At 42.5% G+C, this 21792-nt stretch carries 16 protein-coding genes; 13 read left to right on the top strand and 3 right to left on the bottom strand.

Annotation, left to right across the window (positions count from 1 at the left end; translation table 11 throughout):
* The first annotated feature begins 8 nt into the window (after nucleotides 1-8).
* The 10 genes from JMW94_RS02110 (at nucleotide 9) to JMW94_RS02065 (ending at nucleotide 10813) form a co-directional block, all read left to right on the top strand.
* Nucleotides 9-827, top strand: coding sequence for a thioesterase family protein (locus JMW94_RS02110; protein WP_198329458.1), 819 nt, complete (start codon nucleotides 9-11; stop codon nucleotides 825-827).
* A gap of 387 nt (nucleotides 828-1214) precedes the next feature.
* Entirely contained in the window at nucleotides 1215-2747 is a 1533-nt protein-coding gene (locus JMW94_RS02105) for a catalase (protein WP_320157928.1), read from the top strand.
* 257 nt (nucleotides 2748-3004) lie between these two features.
* On the top strand, nucleotides 3005-5035 hold the full coding sequence (gene htpG, locus JMW94_RS02100; RefSeq protein ID WP_227685385.1) for a molecular chaperone HtpG: 2031 nt from the start codon (nucleotides 3005-3007) through the stop codon (nucleotides 5033-5035).
* Nucleotides 5036-5381: 346 nt separating this feature from the next.
* Complete coding sequence (locus JMW94_RS02095) at nucleotides 5382-6863, top strand: C13 family peptidase (RefSeq protein WP_201600433.1); 1482 nt, start codon at nucleotides 5382-5384, stop codon at nucleotides 6861-6863.
* 228 nt (nucleotides 6864-7091) lie between these two features.
* Entirely contained in the window at nucleotides 7092-7982 is an 891-nt protein-coding gene (gene fghA / locus JMW94_RS02090; RefSeq protein WP_201560666.1) for an S-formylglutathione hydrolase, read from the top strand.
* Between the two features lie 318 nt (nucleotides 7983-8300).
* Nucleotides 8301-8582, top strand: coding sequence for a TIGR03643 family protein (locus JMW94_RS15050; protein ID WP_372863602.1), 282 nt, complete (start codon nucleotides 8301-8303; stop codon nucleotides 8580-8582).
* Between the two features lie 111 nt (nucleotides 8583-8693).
* On the top strand, nucleotides 8694-9386 hold the full coding sequence (rpe, locus tag JMW94_RS02080) for a ribulose-phosphate 3-epimerase (protein ID WP_045444632.1): 693 nt from the start codon (nucleotides 8694-8696) through the stop codon (nucleotides 9384-9386).
* Nucleotides 9387-9506: 120 nt separating this feature from the next.
* Nucleotides 9507-9884 (top strand): hypothetical protein, encoded by a 378-nt coding sequence (locus JMW94_RS02075; RefSeq protein WP_227676610.1) that lies wholly within the window; start codon nucleotides 9507-9509, stop codon nucleotides 9882-9884.
* 120 nt (nucleotides 9885-10004) lie between these two features.
* Nucleotides 10005-10316 (top strand): hypothetical protein, encoded by a 312-nt coding sequence (locus tag JMW94_RS02070; RefSeq protein ID WP_045444243.1) that lies wholly within the window; start codon nucleotides 10005-10007, stop codon nucleotides 10314-10316.
* A 185-nt stretch (nucleotides 10317-10501) separates the two neighbouring features.
* A complete protein-coding gene (locus JMW94_RS02065; RefSeq protein WP_045444246.1) occupies nucleotides 10502-10813 on the top strand; it encodes a hypothetical protein in 312 nt (103 codons plus the stop codon).
* Nucleotides 10814-10978: 165 nt separating this feature from the next.
* Here JMW94_RS02065 and rpmG read toward each other — a convergent pair whose 3' ends face one another.
* Nucleotides 10979-11134: a 50S ribosomal protein L33 gene (rpmG, locus tag JMW94_RS02060; RefSeq protein WP_045444249.1), complete on the bottom strand. Its 156-nt coding sequence runs from the start codon at nucleotides 11132-11134 to the stop codon at nucleotides 10979-10981.
* A 133-nt stretch (nucleotides 11135-11267) separates the two neighbouring features.
* Nucleotides 11268-11504, bottom strand: a complete 237-nt coding sequence (rpmB, locus tag JMW94_RS02055; RefSeq protein ID WP_010201401.1) for a 50S ribosomal protein L28 — start codon at nucleotides 11502-11504, stop codon at nucleotides 11268-11270.
* 485 nt (nucleotides 11505-11989) lie between these two features.
* Between rpmB and JMW94_RS02050 the strand changes: the two genes are divergently transcribed.
* Nucleotides 11990-17644 (top strand): beta strand repeat-containing protein, encoded by a 5655-nt coding sequence (locus tag JMW94_RS02050; RefSeq protein ID WP_201600430.1) that lies wholly within the window; start codon nucleotides 11990-11992, stop codon nucleotides 17642-17644.
* 215 nt (nucleotides 17645-17859) lie between these two features.
* On the top strand, nucleotides 17860-18789 hold the full coding sequence (purU, locus tag JMW94_RS02045; protein WP_227685384.1) for a formyltetrahydrofolate deformylase: 930 nt from the start codon (nucleotides 17860-17862) through the stop codon (nucleotides 18787-18789).
* A gap of 123 nt (nucleotides 18790-18912) precedes the next feature.
* Here purU and JMW94_RS02040 read toward each other — a convergent pair whose 3' ends face one another.
* Nucleotides 18913-19704, bottom strand: a complete 792-nt coding sequence (locus tag JMW94_RS02040) for an inner membrane protein YpjD (RefSeq protein WP_055124689.1) — start codon at nucleotides 19702-19704, stop codon at nucleotides 18913-18915.
* Between the two features lie 473 nt (nucleotides 19705-20177).
* Between JMW94_RS02040 and ffh the strand changes: the two genes are divergently transcribed.
* Nucleotides 20178-21728 carry a signal recognition particle protein gene (gene ffh / locus JMW94_RS02035; RefSeq protein WP_201554674.1) on the top strand — a complete coding sequence of 517 codons (1551 nt, stop codon included), beginning with the start codon at nucleotides 20178-20180 and terminating at the stop codon, nucleotides 21726-21728.
* Nucleotides 21729-21792: the final 64 nt, after the last annotated feature.

Below are 21792 nucleotides of genomic sequence, written 5' to 3'. Positions count from 1 at the left end.
GGACAGTCATGTCAGCTTATTATAACTTTATCAAACGCGAACAGCGAGAAGACGGCGTCAACGTCGCACATTATCAGCCAACCAAACATGCCCAAGGTGCTTGGAATGAGCATGAACAGCATATGGCACCAGCGACAGGATTGCTCACGGCTGAGCTCAACGGTTATGCGCCGCAAGAAAACATGCGTATCGCTCGTATCAGTCTAGATATTTTAGGATTGATTCCACTGGATGACTTTACCATTACCACGCGTTGTATTCGTCCGGGCAAGACCATTGAGCTGATTGAATCAGTCATGAGCAGTCGCGGTCGTGATGCGATTATTGCGCGGGCATGGCGTCTAATGACCCAAGATACCAGCGAGATTGCAGGCATTGAAGACCAAAAAGCGGCACATAAGCCCGAAGAGTTGCCCATTTGGGAAGACATGAAAGGCTGGCCGGGCGGGTTTATTGAAAGTGTGCGTTTGGTCGCTGATGATACACAGCGTCGCCCAGGACGCGGTATGGTCTGGATTACTAATGATGTGGAAATGATCGAGGGCAAGCCGACTGATGACTTGGTGCATCTATTGGGCATGGTCGATACGGCCAATGGCGTTGTGCCTCGGCTTGGGCTTGGCTTGTCAGAATTAGAATGGATGTTTCCCAATACGGATTTGCAAATTCATATGCACCGCGCGCCGCAAGGTCGCTGGCTTGGCATCGAAGCGGTGCAGCAGTATGGCAATGATGGCATTGGTTTAACGAGCGCTGTGTTGCATGACGTTCATGGCCCTTTTGGTCGTAGTGAGCAAATTTTGACCATTCGTCCGATGCCGCGTTAATTGCTCGGTGGTATTTAATTAAGCTCTATTTAATATGGTCGATTCGCTTTAAAAAAGTGATAGCAAGACTGATAGAGAGTGCTTGCACTGTTAATATTTATCATTGTTAATAACAACCATCCTAAGGAGTAAAGTATTTGGATGAGTAAAAACAAGTTAAGTGGTTCTGAAAAACAAAACGAAAGCATGTAATTAATTAATTATACAAATCAATGGTAATGGGTTGTAATAGTATCTAACCACAGAACATGACTGTCATTAGACATTACTATGAAAAAAACAAACCGTTTTTCGAACAAGCTGACAACTATTCTGGAACTATTAATAGAAGCGTATTCAGAATAGGTTTTGTACTTTAATCCATTTGCTATTCACAGGAGTATGACTATGAGCAACGATATGAGCGATAAAAAATGTCCTTATGCACCGACCCAATTGACCATGGGCAATGGTGCACCAGTGGCAGACAATCAAAACAGCATGACCGCCGGCAAACGCGGTCCATTATTGGCGCAAGATGTTTGGCTCAATGAAAAGTTAGGAAATTTCGTCCGTGAAGTGATTCCAGAGCGCCGTATGCACGCCAAAGGTTCTGGCGCATTTGGTACTTTTACCGTGACCAATGACATCACTAATTATACCCGTGCGGATATTTTTAGCGAAGTGGGTAAGCAGACAGAGATGTTTGCGCGCTTTAGTACCGTCGCAGGTGAGCGCGGCGCGGCTGATGCCGAGCGCGACATTCGCGGTTTTGCTTTGAAATTCTACACCGAAGAAGGTAACTGGGATATGGTGGGAAATAATACACCTGTGTTCTTCTTACGTGATCCGCGCAAATTCCCAGACTTGAATAAAGCCGTCAAACGTGATCCACGTACCAATATGCGTTCGGCGACCAACAACTGGGACTTTTGGACTTTATTACCTGAAGCCTTACATCAAGTTACTATCGTTATGAGTGATCGCGGTCTGCCAGCCTCGTACAGAAATATGCATGGTTTTGGCTCGCACACATATAGTTTTTGGAACGAAGCCAAAGAACGTTTTTGGGTAAAATTCCATTTCCGCACGCAACAAGGCATTAAGAACTTGACCGATGCAGAAGCGGCAGAGGTGGTTGGTTCTGATCGTGAGAGTCATCAAAAAGACTTGTACGATGCCATCGAAAATGGCGATTTCCCAAAATGGAAAATGTATGTGCAAATCATGCCAGAAGCTGAGGCGGATATCGTTCCTTATCATCCGTTTGACTTGACCAAGGTATGGCCAAAAGGTGATTATCCACTGATTGAAGTGGGTGAGTTTGAATTAAATAAAAACTCTGACAACTACTTTGTCGATGTGGAACAAGCTGCATTTGCCCCAAGTAATTTAGTACCGGGTATCAGCGTTTCACCGGATAAAATGCTACAAAACCGCTTGGTTAACTATGCCGATGCTCAGCGTTATCGTGTCGGTGTCAATCATCAACAGATTCCTGTCAATAAGCCGCGTTGCCCTGTGATGAGCAATCATCGTGATGGTCAAGGCCGTGTCGATGATAACTATGGCAGTCGCCCGCATTATGAGCCAAACAGCTTTAGCCAGTGGCAAGAGCAACCTGATTATGCTGAGCCACCATTAAAAATTGACGGCTATGCGGCGCATTATGATTTCCGTGAAGATGATAGCGATTATTTTAGCCAACCTCGCGCATTGTTTAATTTGATGAGTGCTGAGCAACAACAAGTGCTATTTGAAAACACAGCAAATAATATGGCTGGTGTGCCGGACTTTATTCAGTATCGCCACATTCGCAACTGTAACTGGTGTGATGCTGCTTATGGCGCAGGCGTTGCCAAAGCACTAGGCTTAACGGTTGAAGATGCTATGAATGCTCGTGAGTCAGATCCAGCGCTGCATTTGCCAAGCTGCTTATAGTTGATAGGTTTATCTGAAAACGTATTACTAAATCTATTTGCTAAACCTATTATCGATATAACGACACCGCCTTAGGAAACTAGGGCGGTGTTTTTGTTGAATTGTACTTTTTAGCTTGAAATATTCTGCTGTGCCCCTATTAGTATAAACAGCTTAGCGATATTCGAAATTGAACTGCTTAATTTGTACCTGAGTAAAGACAATCGAATGCTTGCTATTTTATGATACGTTTTTGACATAAATTAAAGGAGTTTTTTATGAGTGAACAGACCCCAGCAGATAATAAAAATGTTGATGATATTAATGTTAATAAAGACACTGCTAATGGCGGTGCCGCTAATGAAAGCACCCCTGAATTAAAAAAACATACCTTTGAGGCGGAAGTAGCGCAACTGCTACATCTAGTGACCCATTCGCTTTATTCTAATTCTGATATCTTTGTGCGTGAGCTGGTTTCAAACGCCTCTGATGCCTGTGATAAATTGCGCTTTGAAGCGACCAATGATGACAGTCTTTATGAAGACGATGGCGAGCTGCGCATTCGCATTGCTGTCGATGAAGATGCCAAAACCATCACCTTTACCGATAATGGTATCGGCATGAACGAAGCTGATGCCATCGAAAACTTGGGTACGATTGCCAAGTCCGGTACTAAAGCATTTTTAGACAAGCTGTCTGAATCACAAAAGCAAGATGGTCAATTAATCGGACAGTTTGGGGTTGGCTTCTATTCAGGTTTTATCGTTGCCGATACGATTAGCGTTGAAACACGTAAAGCGGGCGAGCCTGCGGATAAGGGCGTGCGCTGGGTATCAGATGGTACGGGTAGCTTTACCGTTGAGCCTATCACTAAAGAAACTCGTGGCACTGCCATTACTTTGCATTTAAAAGAGCAATATTCTGAGGGTGAAGACAGCTATTTAGACCGTGGCAAAATTAAGCAGTTGGTTAATAAATACTCAGACCATATCAGCTTACCGATTCAGATGCGTAAAGAAATCTGGCAAGAAGACGAGGTTGAAGAAGGAAGCGACACGCCTGCCAATGGTCAAATGGTCTTAACGGACGAATGGGAAACTATCAATAAAGCCAGCGCGCTATGGACACGTTCAGCCTCTGAGATTGAAGATGATGAGTATGTCGATTTTTATAAAAATATTACCTATGACATGGACGCGCCACTAGCATGGACGCACAATCGTGTTGAAGGCCGTGTGCAGTATACTCAGCTGCTATATATTCCAAAAAAAGCCCCTGTCGATTTATATACTCGTGACCAGCAGCATGGACTAAAGCTATACGTGAAGCGCGTCTTTATTATGGATGAAGCTGAGCAATTATTGCCAATGTACCTGCGTTTCGTGAAAGGGGTCATTGATTCAGCCGACTTGCCATTGAACGTCAGCCGCGAGCTATTACAAGAGTCGCGTGATGTAAAATCAATCCGTGATGGTAACGCGCGTCGTATTTTGACGTTGCTGGCCAGTCTAGCCAACAGTGAAGACAGTGATAAGCAAGAAAAATTCGCGCAGTTCTACGCTGAATTTGGTGATGTTATCAAAGAAGGCGTTGGCGAAGACATGGGCAATCAAGAACGTATTGCCAAATTGCTACGTTATGCGACCAGTACTCAGGATAGTGTGACGACCAGCTTTGAAGACTATAAAGCGCGTATGAAGGAGGGTCAAAAAGCCATCTATTATCTAACGGCTGACAATCTAGCAGCTGCTAAAAATAGCCCACAACTTGAGCTGTTTAAAAAGAAAGGTATCGAAGTTATTTTGATGACCAGCCGTGTCGATGAATGGGCAATGAACTTCTTGACCTCATTTGATGAGACACCGCTACAAAACATCGCGAAAGGTGCCGTTGATTTGGGCGACTTGCAAGACGAAGCCGAAAAAGCGGAAGCTGAAAAAGCGCAAGAAACCATGAAGCCTGTTGTCGATAAACTTAAAGCAGCGTTAGGCGAACGTGCCAAAGACGTTAAAGTATCGACGCGTTTGGTTGATAGTCCTGCCTGCTTGGTCGTTGGTGAAGGTGAGCTATCACCACAAATGATTCAGATGCTTAAACAAATGGGTCAAGATGTGCCAGAAAGCAAGCCGACATTAGAGGTCAACCCTGATCATCCATTGATTAAAAAGCTTGAAAGTAGCGAGCAATCTGACGTCGATTTTGATAAATTGGCGCAAGTAATTTTTGACCAAGCCTTACTAGCAGATGGCGGTCAATTAGATGATCCAGCCGCTTATTTAAGACGTGTGAATGAGCTTTTGATGAGATAGTAGTGAGTCTTTGATACAGTCATGATTGAGAAAAAAGGAGGTCTTGGATTCAAGACCTCCTTTTTTATATGTTCTTAGCCAAATTTAAGCGCATTTTACAAATCAGCCTTATCCTCTTGACCGACAATCCGTTACAATCGCGTTATATTAGCGAGCTAAACTGTTTAGTCATATTTTTAGTCTTTGCTATTCGTCTCTTAAAATCATCTCATTGTGAATTGCATGTAATCTTGATGTCCATATGCTATATAAAAAATGTGAATTAATGACATTTCGTAGGTAGCTGCCACACCAAAAATCATCATCAACTCACTTTCTTTTCTCGACTGGCTAGAGGTCTAAGTCTTTGTCACTTGCGTCGTTAAAAACCGTATCGCTTCAGCGTTTTTCGCTCAATTTCGCTGCCAATATTATTGCAACCTTGTGGATGCTAGTAGGGTCGACGCGCGCGTTTTCTTGGGTAAAACCTACCTTTATCCAGTTTGCCGTATTTGCACTATTGGCACTCGGTAGTAATGTACTGTTTTCTTGGTTAGCCGCGGAAAATGGCAGTATCTTTAATGAGCAAGGGTTGGTCAGCTACTTGATTTGGCCGATGATAATTTTATTGGGCGGCATCATTTTGGCACGGCGTTCTGGCAATCAAACGTTGGTGTTTGTGCCCGTGGTATTGTGGTTAGTGGCTGATACCTTATCTGCATTATTACAAAGTTTGGTGCAGTTTTTGGGCAGTTATGGTTGGTTGCCAGATTGGAGCTATTCACTTTTACCCATACTGTTTTTGGTGCTGTTTTTATGGCAGACCTTGGCGTTATTATGGATTTTTTCTCGTCGTCTACGCATACCGTGGTGGGAGCGGGTCATTGTATTGGTAGGTGCAGTCGCACTGTTGACGATTTGGCAGCGTAATGTCGCGGACCAGCCTATATTTAAGCAGATTCCTGTAGAGCCTGTTTTAGCAGAAGCAGCATTATATGAGCAACCTCGTTTGTTACAGCAAGCATTAAATAGTATCGATCCCAGTACTTCAGGCAAGACCGACTGGTATTTTATGGGTGTGGCAGGATTCTCTGGCCAAGATGTTTTTCGCTCTGAGATTAATAAAGTGCGTGAGCTATTCGATGTGCGTTTTGGCACCAGTGGACATTCACTCTCCTTGATCAACAATACTTATAGTTGGCTTGATGAGCCAATCGCTACCAAAACCAGTATTCTGCGCGGATTAAAGAAAATTGGTCAGCAGATGAATGCCGATGAGGATGTGTTATTCCTAACCTTGTCTTCACACGGCAACGAAAATATCATTCAATTAGCAAATCCACCATTAGCAATGGAGAATCTAGATGCCGCATGGTTACGGGAGGCGCTAGACGCTTCAGGTATTCGCTGGCGGGTGATTGTGGTATCTGCTTGCTATTCAGGCTCATTTATCGATGAATTGGCCTCCCCAACCACGGTGGTGATTACCGCATCAGCGGTGGATAAGGCATCGTTTGGCTGTACCAATACTGCTGAGATGACCTATTTTGGGCAAGCGTTTTTTGCTGAAAGCCTGCGTGGCAATACCAGTTTTGAATCTGCCTTTAAAGATGCCCGTTTGCGTGTGAATGAGCGTGAAAGTGCGATGGGTTTTGAACCCTCAGAGCCGCAGATGGTGATTGGTAGTCTGATGGAGACTGCTTTGCCAGCATTCGAACAAGTATTGTTTGATAAAACTCGACCACCAGTCGCCAGCATTATTAATGACAGTGATTCTATCGCCATTAATATCGTAGAGGATAGTGCTTCTGCTCAGCCAGTGGCTAATACTGCGATCACTGCCAATTAACAACTAACAGTAAATCCAAAACCCGCAACCCAAAAATCACGATGAGCCGTATTAAGCTCGTTTATTCAATAATCTGTAATATTGATACTCGCTTTCCTTACTACTCTAGTTTTTGCGAATGGTATAATGATTGAGTACTAAGTGAGTTTGGAGAAGTACTAGTATTACTTTACCAATGCTTTTTATAAGTCATCGTGTACTTTACTTTGGATAAAAAGGATGTCGCTTATGAACAACTCTTATAAACACAGTCTATCTACTAACTCAAAAATCACGCAGATCAGCGTCAACCGCTGTTTCGATGGTGAGCAGCATTACTATAGCCATCAATCATTATCGACCAAAACGCCGATGACCTTTAGCATTTATCTGCCAGATGAAGCGCTTGCTGGTCGCCGTTGTCCTGCGATTCTATATTTATCAGGTCTCACTTGCAATGCTGATAATGTCACCCACAAAGCGCATTTTCAGCAAAAATGCAGCGAGCTTGGCATGATATTTATCGCCCCTGATACATCACCTCGAAGTAGTGATGACAGCGATGTGCCAAACGACGACCGCTATTTTGTCGGTCAGGGTGCCAGCTATTATGTCGATGCGACGCAAGCACCTTGGTCAGAGCATTTTAATATGCAAAGCTATATCGTTGATGAGTTATATGACTTGTTACGCTCAGAATTTCCTATTGACAGTATCGGCGTGACAGGGCATTCGATGGGCGGTCACGGAGCATTACTATTGGGCTTTAAGTTTCCAGGCAAGTTTGTGAGTGTCTCAGCTTTATCGCCTGTGTGCGCGGCCAGTGAGTCGGCATGGGGGCAAGCCGCTTATACAGAATACTTCGGCGATGATAAATCACGATGGGCGCAGGCAGATGCTGCGCAGATGATTGAAAAATCGGGGCAGCAGTATGCAAGTATCTTGGTGGATCAAGGCGCGGCTGATAATTTTTTGGCAGAAGGTCAACTGCAAACCACCAAATTACAACGCGCTTGTGACAAAGCCAATCAGCCCTTAACCTTGCGTTATCAGGCGGGTCACGATCATAGCTACTATTTTATCCAAACGGTGATTAACGATCATATTGAACATCACTGGCGTATGGCGCAAATGAGCTAAGTCCAGTATTAGAATGATGCTCTGATCGATAAATTTACAGACAGTTACGCTGATTATTTAGTCAAGCGTACTTATTGATATAAAATAGATTAATGTAAAATAGAAGTTGGCTAAGTATCTGTTAAGCATCTTTAAAGGTAAGGTTTTATGGTAAGTAATCTGACAGCATTAGTAGTCGATGGTTTGGCTTGTAAGCAGCAAACCGTTCAGTCATCGCTTGCGACCATGCAAGCCGATATGACCGCGGCTCTAAAAAATAATCAGCATGCTGATATTAGTACTGAATCAAATGACAGACAGACACGTTCAGATGAGCTTATCGCAACTGTAGTCAATGAGTCGGGTGATAAAGTGCTAGATGACGCGCAAGTCTCACGAGTGATAGAAATGGCGTGGGAGGACAGAACACCGTTTGGGGCGATAGAGCATAGCTATGGTCTCAATGAAGCAGGCGTGATTAAGCTGATGCGCCAAACGCTAAAGCCGTCATCTTTTCGCTTATGGCGTCAGCGTGTCAGTAATCGCGCGACCAAACATCAAGCTAAGCGAGGCTTCGATGTCGGTCGTGCTTATTGCAAAACCCAGTATAAGCAGCGCTAGTGGTTTGAGTTCTTAATATTATTGCTTTAAAGGCACAGTTTTTTTAAGCCAGTACTTAGTTTCTTTTTATTTTATTCGTATTTTATTTCAACAGAATCAGGTAGCTCAACTATGATTATTCCTTCTAAACCTTATCTTATTGCCCCATCAATACTCTCAGCTGATTTTGCACGTCTAGGTGAAGAAGTTGAAAGGGTGTTGGAATCAGGTGCTGATGTGATTCATTTTGATGTAATGGACAACCATTATGTACCCAATCTCACCTTTGGCAGTATGATTTGTAAGGCGCTACGTGATTATGGGATTGATGCACCAATCGATGTGCATTTGATGGTCTCGCCAGTTGACGGCATGATTGAGCAGTTTTTGGAAGCAGGTGCGAGTGTTATCACTTTTCATCCAGAAGCCAGCGCCCATATTGATCGCTCTTTACAGCTGATCAAAGATGGCGGTGCTGAATGTGGTTTAGTATTGAATCCCGCAACGCCATTACATTATTTAGACTATGTGATGGACAAGGTAGATCAAATTTTATTGATGAGCGTCAACCCAGGTTTTGGCGGTCAGTCATTTATTGAAGGGACGTTAGAAAAAGTTCGCCAAGTTCGTCAGCGCATCATCACCAGTGGTCGTGATATCAGATTAGAAGTAGATGGCGGTATCAAAGCCAGTAATATCCGAGCCATTGCCGAAGCGGGTGCTGATATGTTTGTGGCAGGGTCGGCGATCTTTAACCAAGATGACTATAAAGTGGCTATTGATGCTATGCGTGCTGAGCTGGCTTTGGCTAATGGTAATGAATAACCACGGTCTTATGTGATTGGTAAATACGTTCGTCAGTCATTTTCGTCATAAAAGAATAGTAGCAAAATGTGCTGTATAACGGATAACGATGCATAACGGCAAGTTACGTAAAGGTGAAATATGGACACAAAAAACTCAATCAATTCGTCAGAATCACCTGAGTCAGAGCAAAGCACTGAGCAGCCAATTCAGAATGAGACACAGCAACGCAGCTTGGTGCCAAAGGGTATTACTATTGGCTTGGCTGTATTTGCCTTGGTTCTAAGTCTGGCAGGTTACGGCTTTCGGCTAATGGTGGGTGATGATACTGGTGAAGTATTACGTCATGCTGCGGTCATTGTGCCTGCATTTATGCTGGGCATTCCCCTGTTTTTTTGGCTAGGTTCGAAGATACTTAACAAAGTTAAAGGCATGCATATAGAGAGCTGGAATGCTATTAGCTTGGGTTATTTAACCTCTTGTATATCGATGCTATGGTTGATGGGTACTTACAGTTAGAGTCTTATGAGCAGAGATAAAGCTGTTTGGTAAATAGTGCATTGCAATATTTATGATAGGCTGTTTTTACACAATTTTTAATTATTAAGTCACGTGCTACAAGCGTGACTGGAATTTTACATGAGAATCATACCGACCAAGATTGCCAATATCATCTATCCAAAAGATCTACCCAATGGCTTATTCACCAGCTTAATTATCGCCTGTTTGCTGCTAGGGCTGGCATCATTGCGTAACGGTACTGATTTACAAGGCTGGCTCAATGTCATCGAAAATTGGCTGCTTATGCTGTTGATATTTCCGACCGCCACCGCCACTGTAGCCTTACCGTTTAAATATCGAGATCCGACATTAGAGTTAAAGCTCATGTATTATCTCGGTATGTTTGTTGCCTTTTTATTTACTGTGGCAAAATTACGCTACTGGCGCTAATACTATTAGTGATAGCACACCTAAAAAGCCTTTATGTAGAAGACTTATGTGACAAGCCTTGAATTTCAAGACCAAAGCGTCCATTGTATGACTAAGATAGTTTTACCCGTATTACTGTAAAACAATAATGTTGCGACGCGCGATTTTTCTTGCAAGTATTAGACGGGACAATGAGGAACCAATTAATGCCATACGATATTGATAATGATATAGAAGTAGATAACGAAAGTACGGATCAATTTGCAGGATTTGCCAAAGAGACTACCCTTGAGTTGGTAGAGGCAGAAGATGGTCGCTTATTGTTACGTGACGCGGAACAAGACGAAGCGCCGCTGATGACCATTGATTTTTCTGAAAAGCTTAAAGAGCTGCTCGGTAGTGACACCCAAGCGATAGGTCAGCATATGATTCATGCCGCGATTCAGGTCATTATGCAAAAGCAGATGAGCCAATGGCATGCGCATGTTTATGACAAAGAGCCGACGCACTATAGTTAGTGATGAGATGGGTTGCTGTTAAGTTGGCTAGTAGTCGTTAATTAAAATAATCATCATTAAAAGTAGCAAGCGTAAAAAAGGGTATATCAATTGATATACCCTTTTTTTTCAAGTAACTTATATATAGAACGTATTTATAAAAATATATTCTATAAATTATAGCAATTATTTGATTTTAGCTTCTTTAAACATCACGTGCTGACGAATTTTTGGATCGAATTTCTTCATTTCCATTTTGCCAGGCATAGTGCGTTTGTTTTTAGTAGTGGTGTAGTAATACCCAGTACCAGCTGTTGATACTAATTTAATTTTATCTCTCATGATAGCTTTCCTGTAAATGAGGGGTCTTCAAACGATAGGTACGGATCTAAAATATTAAGTAACTACATAAGATGTAGCAGAAAAGCAGCTTAAATGACGAAAATTATCGAAATATTAAGCTGCTATTCTTAACTTATACTTTTTGACCTTGTGCGCGCATATCTGCTAACACTTTATCGATACCAAGTTTGTCAATAGTGCGCATACCTTTGGTAGACACACGTAGACGTACAAAACGATTTTCAGACTCTACCCAAAAACGATGGTTATGAAGGTTTGGTAGAAAGCGACGACGGGTTTTGTTGTTTGCGTGCGAAACATTATTACCCACCATAGGGCGCTTTCCAGTCACTTGGCAAACTCGAGACATGGCGAACTCCTAATCTATGAGGTATGAGTTTTTCTCATACCAGTCTGGGCAAGTTGCACGTTTTTGCGGCATGGACACAGCAAGCGGCAGCTTTGCACCAAACAAAACTATATGAATGTTGAGTTGATATTGCTGTTATCTAAAGGCAAATAACAAGCGTACCAATTCAGAAAATTTTAAAGCCGACATTTATACCATAAAAGAGATGAATACTCAAATATTTTTATGATTATTGTCGATCTAAAGGATGGCTATTATACCCTGAAATTCACTGGCTATGTTGTTGATTATTTAATAGTAAAAATTAATTTTTAGTTGTAAGTTATAACAAAAGTCAGTAAAGTTGCTGTTATATATTTAATACAATCTGTTAATACAACGGGTATTAATGTAAATCTATGTATCATTACCAATCTATTATGATTCTGTGTAATGATTTTCGCTTATTTGCTCGAATAAATTACTGCTGACGCGGAGTCCAAAACATGTCATATAGCTCATTGCCTTTTACCTCTAAACTGTTTCAGCTCACTTCTTTGACTTGTGCTTTAGCATTGGCAGGCTGCGGTGGCGGCGGTGACGGTGATACCGTAGATTCTGTTGCACCGGCGCCTGATTTGGGTGTCACGCAACCTGGTACTGGTGGTAATGGTAATACTGGTGGTGGCGAACAAGTGCCAGACGTCGAGCCAGACTTCTTTATCCAAAAACTGAGTACAGCGCCTACTATTATTGAGTTGTCTGATGAGCAAGCAGCCTTTAGCGTTACGGTTAAAGCTGTTGAAAAAGTATCTGGTGGAGCGATGGTTGGTAAAGCCGTGACTCTAAAAGTAGTGGATTCTGAAAATAACGGTATCACTATCGAAGGTCAAAGCACCCAAACCACGGACAATGATGGCAATGCAGTATATGCATTAAAGCTCAATCCGCAAGCAGTTGCTGATAAAGATGACCTGATAAAAAATGGTTTTACGTTAGTAGCGACTGCTAAGAAAGCAGATGGCACTGCGGTTGCACCGCAAGAGCTAAAAGTTTCAGTCAGCAAAAAAGGTAGTGGTGACGGTACCCAAGTTATCGAAAGTGAGCTTGATATCAGTACTTCGTTAACTACGAGCTCGGTCTCCAATAACGTTTTAAACGTATATGGTGATACGGCAACCCTTAGTGTTATTGCCAAAAATAGTAAAGGTGCTCGCGTCAAAGATGTAGCGGTTGGCTTAGGTATTGCCAACGTCAAAGGAATTGCTATCGTTGGCGGTAGCACTAAAGTTACTGATGATAACGGTCTAGCGACATTTACAATTCAAGTTGATGATAAATTATCAGTCGCTGACCGTACAGCGCTAGTAGGTAAAGCCATTGCTTATGCTATCAATATTGCAGAAGAAAGTGGCGCTACTAAAGAAACTAAAGGTGAATTCAAAGCAGCGCTTCCTGTCTCTGATTATGCTTTAACAGCGACTGGTAGCTCTAGTCGTCTTAGTGCTTATGGCGACAGTCAAACTATTGCTATTACTGCTACTGCTAAAAATTCTAAAGTACCGACAGCTATCAGTGGGTCGACAGCTACCATCAAAATTAATAATGAATTGACTGGCGTGAGCCTAAGCTCTAACAAAGTGACTTTTAATGCTCAAGGGCAAGCCAATGTGACCTTGAACGTTGATGCGACTGTGAGTGAGGCTGACCGCAAGACGCTTATCAAAGACGGTATTAGCTATACGGTTGTCTTAACTGAGCCTAATCGTTCATCAACCTCAAAAACAGCTTCTAGCATAGTTTATCTACCTACTGCAGAATATAAAATCAACTTTAATGAAAGCAACAAGAAAGAACTATCAAGCTCAGGTGGTAGTGCTGTTATTAGCTTCCGTGTTAACAATAGTCGCGGCGGTATCATTGCAGGTCAGAAAGTTACAGCAAGCTTGCCCAAGGACTTAGCTAATGCTGGTCTATTAACGCTACAGAATAACTCTGAGCAAGTAACAGACAGTAAAGGAGAAGTTAGCTACACAGTACGAGTGCCTAACAACTTAACAGAAGATCAGAAATTGAAGTTAGAAAAGGCGACAACATTTGCTTTAACAGCAAGCATCATCGAGTCTTCAGGAGTACCGAGCTCTGTCAGTAGCGAGCAGATTCGTATTGGTTCAGACATAGGTCAAAGTGATATTCAATTATCAGCACAAAGCTTACCTACGACGGTTAGCGCGCTAGCAGAACAGTTCAAACTGCAAGTTTCTGGTAAACGTAAGAACGGTAGTGCAGCAGTGGGTCGTACAGTCAAAGTAGTGTTAGATCAAAGTACAAGTACTGGAATCACTATTATCGGTAATGAGCTTATTACTGATAGTAGTGGAATAGCAGAATTTAGTATTGGCATCAGCAAAAGCTTAACGCCAACGCAACGTGAAAATTTGATAAAGTCGGGCATTGGTTATACAGCGGTAATAACGGACGAGGATGGCACTCAGTCTAGGTTGCCAGGAAATATCAAAGTTGAGCAGCCAGTAACCAGCATTCAGTTTGCTTCTATTGCGACACCATCTATCAGTGAGCTAGGTGGTAACGGTAATATCAATGTTAAGCTTACGACTAAAGGTAGCAATGTTAAGCCAGTTTCAGATAAAGAAATTACTATTCAATTGGGAGCCAAGGCACTTAGTTATGGAGTCACTGTCACTCAGTCGGCGATGACTGACTTCAATGGTGATGCCTTATTTGCGGTTAATATACCAAGTGATCTAACAGCCGCTGAACGTACCGACCTTAAAAATACTGGTATTAACTATCAACTGTCTTATGTCGAAAACGGTATTGTCTATAACTCTGCAGCCACAAAAGTCACCATTATCACTCCAGTGGTCACTCTAAATATTCTGAATGCTACCAATAATATTAACAGCCAAGCAGGCTATATCCTCAATAACGTTGGTAGTAATGCTAGCATACAAGCCCAGTTGAATGACCAATCCTCTGGTGAGCAAATTGCCAATCAGCCTATTAAGTTAGTGTTTAATAATAGTGCATTAGCAGGATTGCTGACGGTCAACGGTCAAATCGGCTCTTCTAATATCACTGCAAATACGAATGAAAATGGTCTCGTCAGCTTCAATGTCGTGGTTTCAAACGATCTGACTGCTGAGCAAAAAGCTGCGCTAAGTACAGAAGTTTTGACAGCGACTTTGACTGAGACACTGACAGGTAAGAAGCAGCAAGTTAATGTCAAAGTCCAGTCTATGGCTTCTGCTATTTCTTTGCTTGTTAATTCATCAAAAGCTCTAAACTTAAACGGTGGTGAAACACAGATTGAAGTAGTGACAAAAGACAAAAAAGGTAACGTAGTTACTGGTCAAAAAGTTTTCCTTGCACTGCCAGCTTCTGTTGCTAGTAAAGGAGTTACCTTGGTATCTGACAGTCAAACGACTGACAGTTCGGGTAAAGCTGTATTCACTATCGCCGTGCCCAATAACTTAACTGAATCACAAAAATCTGCTATCGGTAGTAGCATTAGTATTGCTTTATCTGCTGCTGACGTTAACGGCAACATTGTTACTCAAGCAGCCAATGTCACAACTGTGACACCAGATGTAAACGGTACAAAAGAAAGCCTAACTATAGGCGCAAATAAAGTCGTCAATACCAAAGGTGATACTTTTAAAGTATTCGTTCGTTTAGAGAATGAAGATGGCGCTGTTGCCAATCGCGAAGTAAGTTTAAATGTTGATGATCCTCTAAGAACAGGCGTTAGCGTTTCCAATGGTACTGCTAATACTAACAGTGATGGTGTGGCGACATTTAACCTGACACTTGAAGGTGGTGCTAACGTTAATCAAGCGATTTTAGAAGCTGGCATTCGTTTGACGGCGACCACAACGACTGCTGAAAATGTTGAGTTAGAGCAAAACTACATTGTCGCAGTAGATACTGCAACAATTGAGAGCTATCAGCTATTGGCATCATCTGATAAGCCAACATTGACTACAGGCGGCGACCAAACGCAAGCCTCGTTTGTCGTAACAGACAGTCAGGGCGGCATACTCATAGGCGTACCAGTACAGCTAAGTATCGAAAACTTAGAGTCAAGCGGTGCCGCACTGACCACATCAAGTACAGTTATAAGCGATGAGGCTGGCAGGGTTGATGTCGGTGTATTGTTAGCAGCCAACAGTATCAATGCTCGCCTAAATCACAGTGTCGTGATCAATGCTAAGATCGTCACACCGCAATATGATGCTAATGGTACTGTCAGTATGCAAGTACGTGAACAAAAATCCCTAAGCTTATCTGCAATCGGGACTACGCTCACACTAACGGCATCTGAAACAAACCTAAAAGATAATAGTACGACCACTTTGTCATCTATCTTAACGGATGGAGCAGGGCGCGCGATTGCTAATGCCAAAGTAGAGCTTGTTGATAGCGAAGGTGAAGTCATTGCAGATGATACGACTACTGATACAGATGGTAAAGCCAGCTTTACTGTCAATGAAAGTGACTTGGTTTTTGATAATAACGGTAATTTACGTGTCTTTGTAAGAGCCTCGGGTGAGCGCGCATTAACGATTCAGCGCAGTACCAGTAGTGTTGATTTGGTCAAGGTATCGCAATCAGGTATTAGCTTCATCAATATCGAAGACGTTTATGATGTCAATGTTGCCCAAAATATCAACATACAAATTCGTACTAACTCTACAGCCGAAGCGACTGCGTTGCTTGGTAAGCGTTTGGAAGTGCAGACGACGATTGGAACATTTGGCAATAATAGTGTCATCTCAACCAAAGCGATAACAGCTGCCAATATTCAAGGTAATATCATTACAGTTCCAGTCGTACTGACATCGACACTTGCTGGTACTGCAGTATTGCAAGCGACAGTGCTTGGTGAGATGAGCAATGGTCAGCTCAAGTATCAAACAACCGTAGATACGCGTTTTAGAGCCACCACGCCAGCTAAGATGTTGTTTCAAGCAGTGAAATCAGTCATCACACCCGGCAGTAGCACAGAAGTTGTTGCCACGGTTAAAGACAAAAATGATGTGCCAGTAGAAGGGCAAACAGTTGTATTCAGTCGTGCTGCAGATTCATCAGCTGGCCGCTTATCTGCTGCTACCGCAGTGACAAACAGCAAAGGCGAGGCGCGTGTGGTATATCAAGCCAATGCCAGCTCACCTATCGGTGGCGTGATTATTAATGCTCGCTTATTAAACGACAATGCCAGCATTGGCACCAAAACAACTAATATTACGGTATCGAAAGAAGCGGTTTATACAACCTTAGCGTTTAGTAATGTCTTATCTACTGATAATATTTATTACACGGTTCGCGGTTCAATATCTGTTATGGATGGCTCAGGGCGCGCGGTACCAAATAAAGAAGTATCGATCAAGTCTTATGCTATTGAATATGCTCAAGGTAAAGTTTGTTTGCTTGATAGCAATGTGACTTATCAAGCGGCCAATACTACAGACACCGATGGTAATGTGAATACACCTGAACCTATAACTTTTGCAGAATTAGTTCCTGTACTGCAGAAGACGGATTGGATTATTAGTGAAGACAGTCCTGAATATAACTATACTTTAGATAGTGATGAAGATGTGAATAGCAACAATAGTCTTGATGCTATCAATCCCGTAGCAATTATTGGTGGCACACTATCTGATGACGGTTATTCATTCGTGACTGATGAAGAAGGTCGTGCAGACTTTGAGATTCGCTATCCAATTCGTTATTCAAGCTGGGTAAAAGTGCGTTTTGAGGCTTCTACTTTCTTAAATGGCAGTGAAAATACTCAAAGTATTAACTATTCTCTACCATATTTGGCAAGTGACTTGAGAGTAGAGGATCCAAACTTATTCTCTCCTTGGATTGGTGATACCAGCCCGTTTGGTGATGCTGGTGTGGTGTGTGTAAACAGTTTGAGTGTCAATATTAATGCCGAGAAAAATACATCTAAAATAGTATTATCTCCTTATCAAGCCAGTTACTCTGTGTCTATTAACGGCGTAAGTCCAACGACAACAGCACAAGGCTATAACAGCTTTATTGTAGACTTCAATCAAGCATTTGAATTGGGTTCTACAATAGGTGTTAATAGTAACGGTTCAGGATTTTCTAGAAATATTACAATCGAATAAACCACACTCTAGTAGGTAATCTGCTCAGTCACATACTACTATCAAGCAAAACCCCCCAACCACACGTTGGGGGTTTTTGTATTTATAACCTCAATAACGAAATACAACCAACTCAATCAGCAAAGTTAGGTAAAAGCGATTAGAATAGTCGGTTTCCTATGCTAATGACCGTATTGAAAGTCAGTAGCAAGTTTAATTTTTTGATTGGGCGTACTATGTCAGACACTGCAACGATTACTTCAGCAAAAAACTCATCTCATAAACTATCTAATAACCTGTCTAATAAGACGACAATCGATACTGCCACGCTATTGATTAAATGCCGTGATCAAGCCGGTATCGTGCAAGCGGTATCTGAGTTTATCCATCGCTATGGCGCTAATATCATCACTCTCGATCAGTATTCAACTGCTCATGAGGGTGGTCAATATTTTATGCGTTTAGAGTTTGCTTTAGCAGGATTGAGCGAGATTATTGAGAATTTTGAAGCCAGTTTTGCGCATACGGTAGCCAAGCGCCATAACATGGCTTGGCGTTTACATAATAATGCGATTAAGACGAAAGTTGGCATTTTAGTATCAAAGTTTGATCATGCATTGTTGGATTTACTGTGGCGGCATCAGCGAGGTTTACTTGACTGCGAGATTACCTCTGTCGTTAGTAATCACGAAGACTTGCGTCAATCGGTAGAAAACTTTGGCATCACTTTCCATCATGTGCCAGTGACCAAAGACAATAAATCAGAGGCAGAAGAGCAAATTCATGAGTTGATGGAAGGCAATGATTTGCTAGTGTTGGCGCGTTATATGCAGATATTATCGTCTGATTTTGTCAAGCGATGGCCGATGCAAGTCATCAATATTCACCATTCATTTTTGCCTGCATTTGTGGGAGCTGACCCTTATCGTCAAGCTTATGATAAAGGTGTGAAACTCATCGGCGCGACTGCGCATTACGTCACCGCTGAGCTTGATCAAGGTCCTATCATTGAGCAAGATGTACACCGAGTCACTCACCGTCAAGGTGTGACGGAGCTGCGCGCTATTGGTCGTGATATCGAGCGTAATGTCTTGGCACGCGCTGTGAACTGGCATGTACAAAACCGCGTGATTGTAGCGGGTAATAAAACCGTGGTTTTTAATTAGCCTTTAATTAGAGCGATTTTAAATTGAGAAGTGCTGGTTAACAGAAGGTTAAAAAAAGCCGTGGGTATTATTCATTAATACTCACGGCTTTTTTCTGGATCTATTGCTATTGCAGCGCTGATTTTATATCAGCATCTCTAACACAAACTTGCTGCCCACAAAGCCGATAGCTAATAGGATAAAAGCATAGATAGTCATATTAGCGGCACGTTTGCCCCGCCATCCAGCACGCCAATTACCGACCAGTAGCGCCCCAAACAATAACCAAGACAGCAGGCTAAACACGGTCTTATGCACAATATGCTGCGCCATCAAATCCTCTACATAGATAAAGCCAATGCCCAATGCGATACTCAGCAGGACAAAACCGACCAATAGCATATCGAATAATAGACTCTCCATACTTTGTAGTGACGGTAGTTTATTGACCCAAAAACGATGAATAGAGTGGTGCTTGAGTTCGCGTATTTGTAGGCGCAAAAATAGCGCTTGCACCGCTGCCATCAGCAGCACACAATAGGCGGCAAGTGACAGTAATATATGAGCTTCAAGCCCAATACTGATATTTGTAATAGGTTGATAAGGCGCACGGCCAATATAGCCAATTGTCAACCCTACCAATGCTGTTGGCGCTGCCAGTATGCCCAGACTAACAATGGGGCGATACAAACAAAATAAAAAATAGAAGAACAAAAAGAATAAGCTGATTAGGCTAATGATATTAAAAAGATTGAAATTTAGCCCGTAAAGCGTAACAACATAAGGATAAAGTAGCGCCGCATGCGCGAGCATGCCGACCATCAATAATCCCAAACTGATGCCTTTATGGATAGGCTTATCCCGAGTCAGCGCCCAACTAAGGTAAGCGCTGACTAAGATATAGGCTAGGCTAGCAAGTAAGAATGCAAAGTGCACAGATATAATGCCTCATCTCATACTGAGCGTAAAATAGCCGCTCAATTTAATGCTAAAGTGGTATTATCGGAATGATTAGAATAATCGTCCAATTTATCATAAAATGGGTGCCAATTGAGCACCAACTTGCTTATTCCTTATAAATGCTTGGCCAAGTTTGCTTGAATAAGCGCTCATATGCCTAGCTTATAAAGCGATTGTCTATAAGTCATAAAGCGCCGCGCCAAGCTTTGGTAATGCTGTATTTGCTAAATCATTATAATTTTGGCATCGTCTTGGTGCTATAGTATTGATAATAGACTATTTTTTATCATTGTTTTTATGAAGATACGATTAAATGCTTTACAGTATTCCCTAATAATATTTATCCGCCATTTAAGCTGAAGCCAGTTTTAGCTAAGTATTGTTTTAAGTAAGCATTATTTTAAGTAAATATTGTTTTCACCAAGAATTATTTTAACTGAGAGTTATTTATGTTTGATACCTTAACAGAACGCTTATCGTCGAGCCTGCGCAATATCGTCGGTACTGGGCAGTTGACCGAAGACAACATCAAAGATACCCTGCGTGAAGTGCGTATGGCGCTACTAGAAGCCGACGTCGCGCTACCCGTCACCCGTGACTTTGTGAAGCGCGTCAAAGAGCAAGCGCTTGGTGCAGAAGTACTCAAAGAGTTGGCACCGGGGCAAGCCTTTGTCAAAATCGTCCATGACGAGCTGACCGAAATGATGGGCAGTGCCAATCAGCAGCTTGAGATGACGGGTAAGCCACCTGTTGTTTATCTACTAGCTGGTTTGCAAGGGGCAGGTAAAACCACGACTGCCGGTAAATTAGCGAAGTTTTTACAAGAGCGTCATAAGAAAAAGGTCATGCTAGTATCCGCTGACGTCTATCGTCCAGCGGCGATTGCTCAGCTTGAGCAAGTGGCAGGTCAAGTGAATGCCAAGTTTGTTAATTCAAGTAGCGACGAAAACCCGATTGATATTGCGCTGCGTGCTATCGAAGAAGCAAAGATTCAGTACCAAGATATTTTGATTATTGATACCGCTGGTCGTCTGGCTATCGATGAGACTATGATGGCTGAGATTAAGGCGTTAACCGCGGCAGTCAATCCTTCTGAAACCTTGTTCGTCGTCGATGCGATGACGGGTCAAGATGCGGCAAATACTGCTAAAGCCTTTAATGATGCGCTGCCATTAACGGGTGTGATTTTAACTAAGACGGATGGTGATGCGCGCGGTGGTGCGGCACTTTCTGTACGTGCGATTACTGGCAAACCGATTAAGTTTTTAGGTCGCGGTGAAAAATTAGATGCGTTAGAGCTGTTCCATCCTGAACGTATCGCTCAACGTATACTTGGTATGGGTGACGTCTTAAGCCTAGTCGAAGAAGTTGAACAAAAAATCGACCGTGATAAAGCCGAAAAAATGGCGAAAAAGATGCAAAAGGGCGGTGATTTCGACCTTGAGGATCTATTGACCCAGTTCCAACAAATGAAAAGCATGGGCGGCATGGCAGGCTTCTTAGATAAGATGCCAGGTATGGGTGGCTCGGATATGCAAAAAGCGGTTGAAGATGCTAAGCCAGAAGAAAAAGTACGTGAAATGGAAGCATTGATTAATTCAATGACGCCATTTGAGCGCAAAAATCCCGATAAAATTAACCCAAGCCGTAAGCGCCGTATTGCCGCAGGTTCTGGACGTGAGATTCAAGACGTCAATCGTTTGCTCAAACAACACAAGCAAATGGCAAAAATGATGAAAATGATCTCTAAGCCTGAAGGCATCAGTAAAATGATGAAATCGATGCAAGGGTTGATGGGTGGTGGCGGTGCTGGTGGCGGCGGTGGCGGTCCTTTATTTGGTGGCGGCGGTCAGCAAGGCGGCGTCAAGGATGTGAATCCACAACAAATGGCTAAGCAGATGGGTCTAGATCCAAACAACATGCCAAGCACCGAAGAGATGCAAAAACAAATGCAGGAAATGCAAAACCAAGCGCCAAAAAAGTTTAAAACCCGTTTTTAATTGATAGATGCTTAGATTGCTATAGTATTCAATTCTTAATGAAAACCCCAAGGTGCAAGTCGCT

The organism is Psychrobacter immobilis (assembly GCF_904846185.1).
GTDB lineage: Bacteria > Pseudomonadota > Gammaproteobacteria > Pseudomonadales > Moraxellaceae > Psychrobacter > Psychrobacter immobilis_B.
This window is presented reverse-complemented; position numbering and strand designations above follow the sequence as displayed.

What these genes read in the sequence shown, in the direction of transcription:
- JMW94_RS02110 (WP_198329458.1), top strand. Translation starts at nt 9, where the DNA reads ATGTCAGCTTATTATAACTTTATCAAACGCGAACAGCGAGAAGACGGC.
- JMW94_RS02105 (WP_320157928.1), top strand. Translation starts at nt 1,215, where the DNA reads ATGAGCAACGATATGAGCGATAAAAAATGTCCTTATGCACCGACCCAA.
- htpG (WP_227685385.1), top strand. Translation starts at nt 3,005, where the DNA reads ATGAGTGAACAGACCCCAGCAGATAATAAAAATGTTGATGATATTAAT.
- fghA (WP_201560666.1), top strand. Translation starts at nt 7,092, where the DNA reads ATGAACAACTCTTATAAACACAGTCTATCTACTAACTCAAAAATCACG.
- rpe (WP_045444632.1), top strand. Translation starts at nt 8,694, where the DNA reads ATGATTATTCCTTCTAAACCTTATCTTATTGCCCCATCAATACTCTCA.
- JMW94_RS02075 (WP_227676610.1), top strand. Translation starts at nt 9,507, where the DNA reads ATGGACACAAAAAACTCAATCAATTCGTCAGAATCACCTGAGTCAGAG.
- JMW94_RS02070 (WP_045444243.1), top strand. Translation starts at nt 10,005, where the DNA reads ATGAGAATCATACCGACCAAGATTGCCAATATCATCTATCCAAAAGAT.
- JMW94_RS02065 (WP_045444246.1), top strand. Translation starts at nt 10,502, where the DNA reads ATGCCATACGATATTGATAATGATATAGAAGTAGATAACGAAAGTACG.
- rpmG (WP_045444249.1), bottom strand. Translation starts at nt 11,134, where the DNA reads ATGAGAGATAAAATTAAATTAGTATCAACAGCTGGTACTGGGTATTAC.
- rpmB (WP_010201401.1), bottom strand. Translation starts at nt 11,504, where the DNA reads ATGTCTCGAGTTTGCCAAGTGACTGGAAAGCGCCCTATGGTGGGTAAT.
- JMW94_RS02050 (WP_201600430.1), top strand. Translation starts at nt 11,990, where the DNA reads ATGTCATATAGCTCATTGCCTTTTACCTCTAAACTGTTTCAGCTCACT.
- purU (WP_227685384.1), top strand. Translation starts at nt 17,860, where the DNA reads ATGTCAGACACTGCAACGATTACTTCAGCAAAAAACTCATCTCATAAA.
- ffh (WP_201554674.1), top strand. Translation starts at nt 20,178, where the DNA reads ATGTTTGATACCTTAACAGAACGCTTATCGTCGAGCCTGCGCAATATC.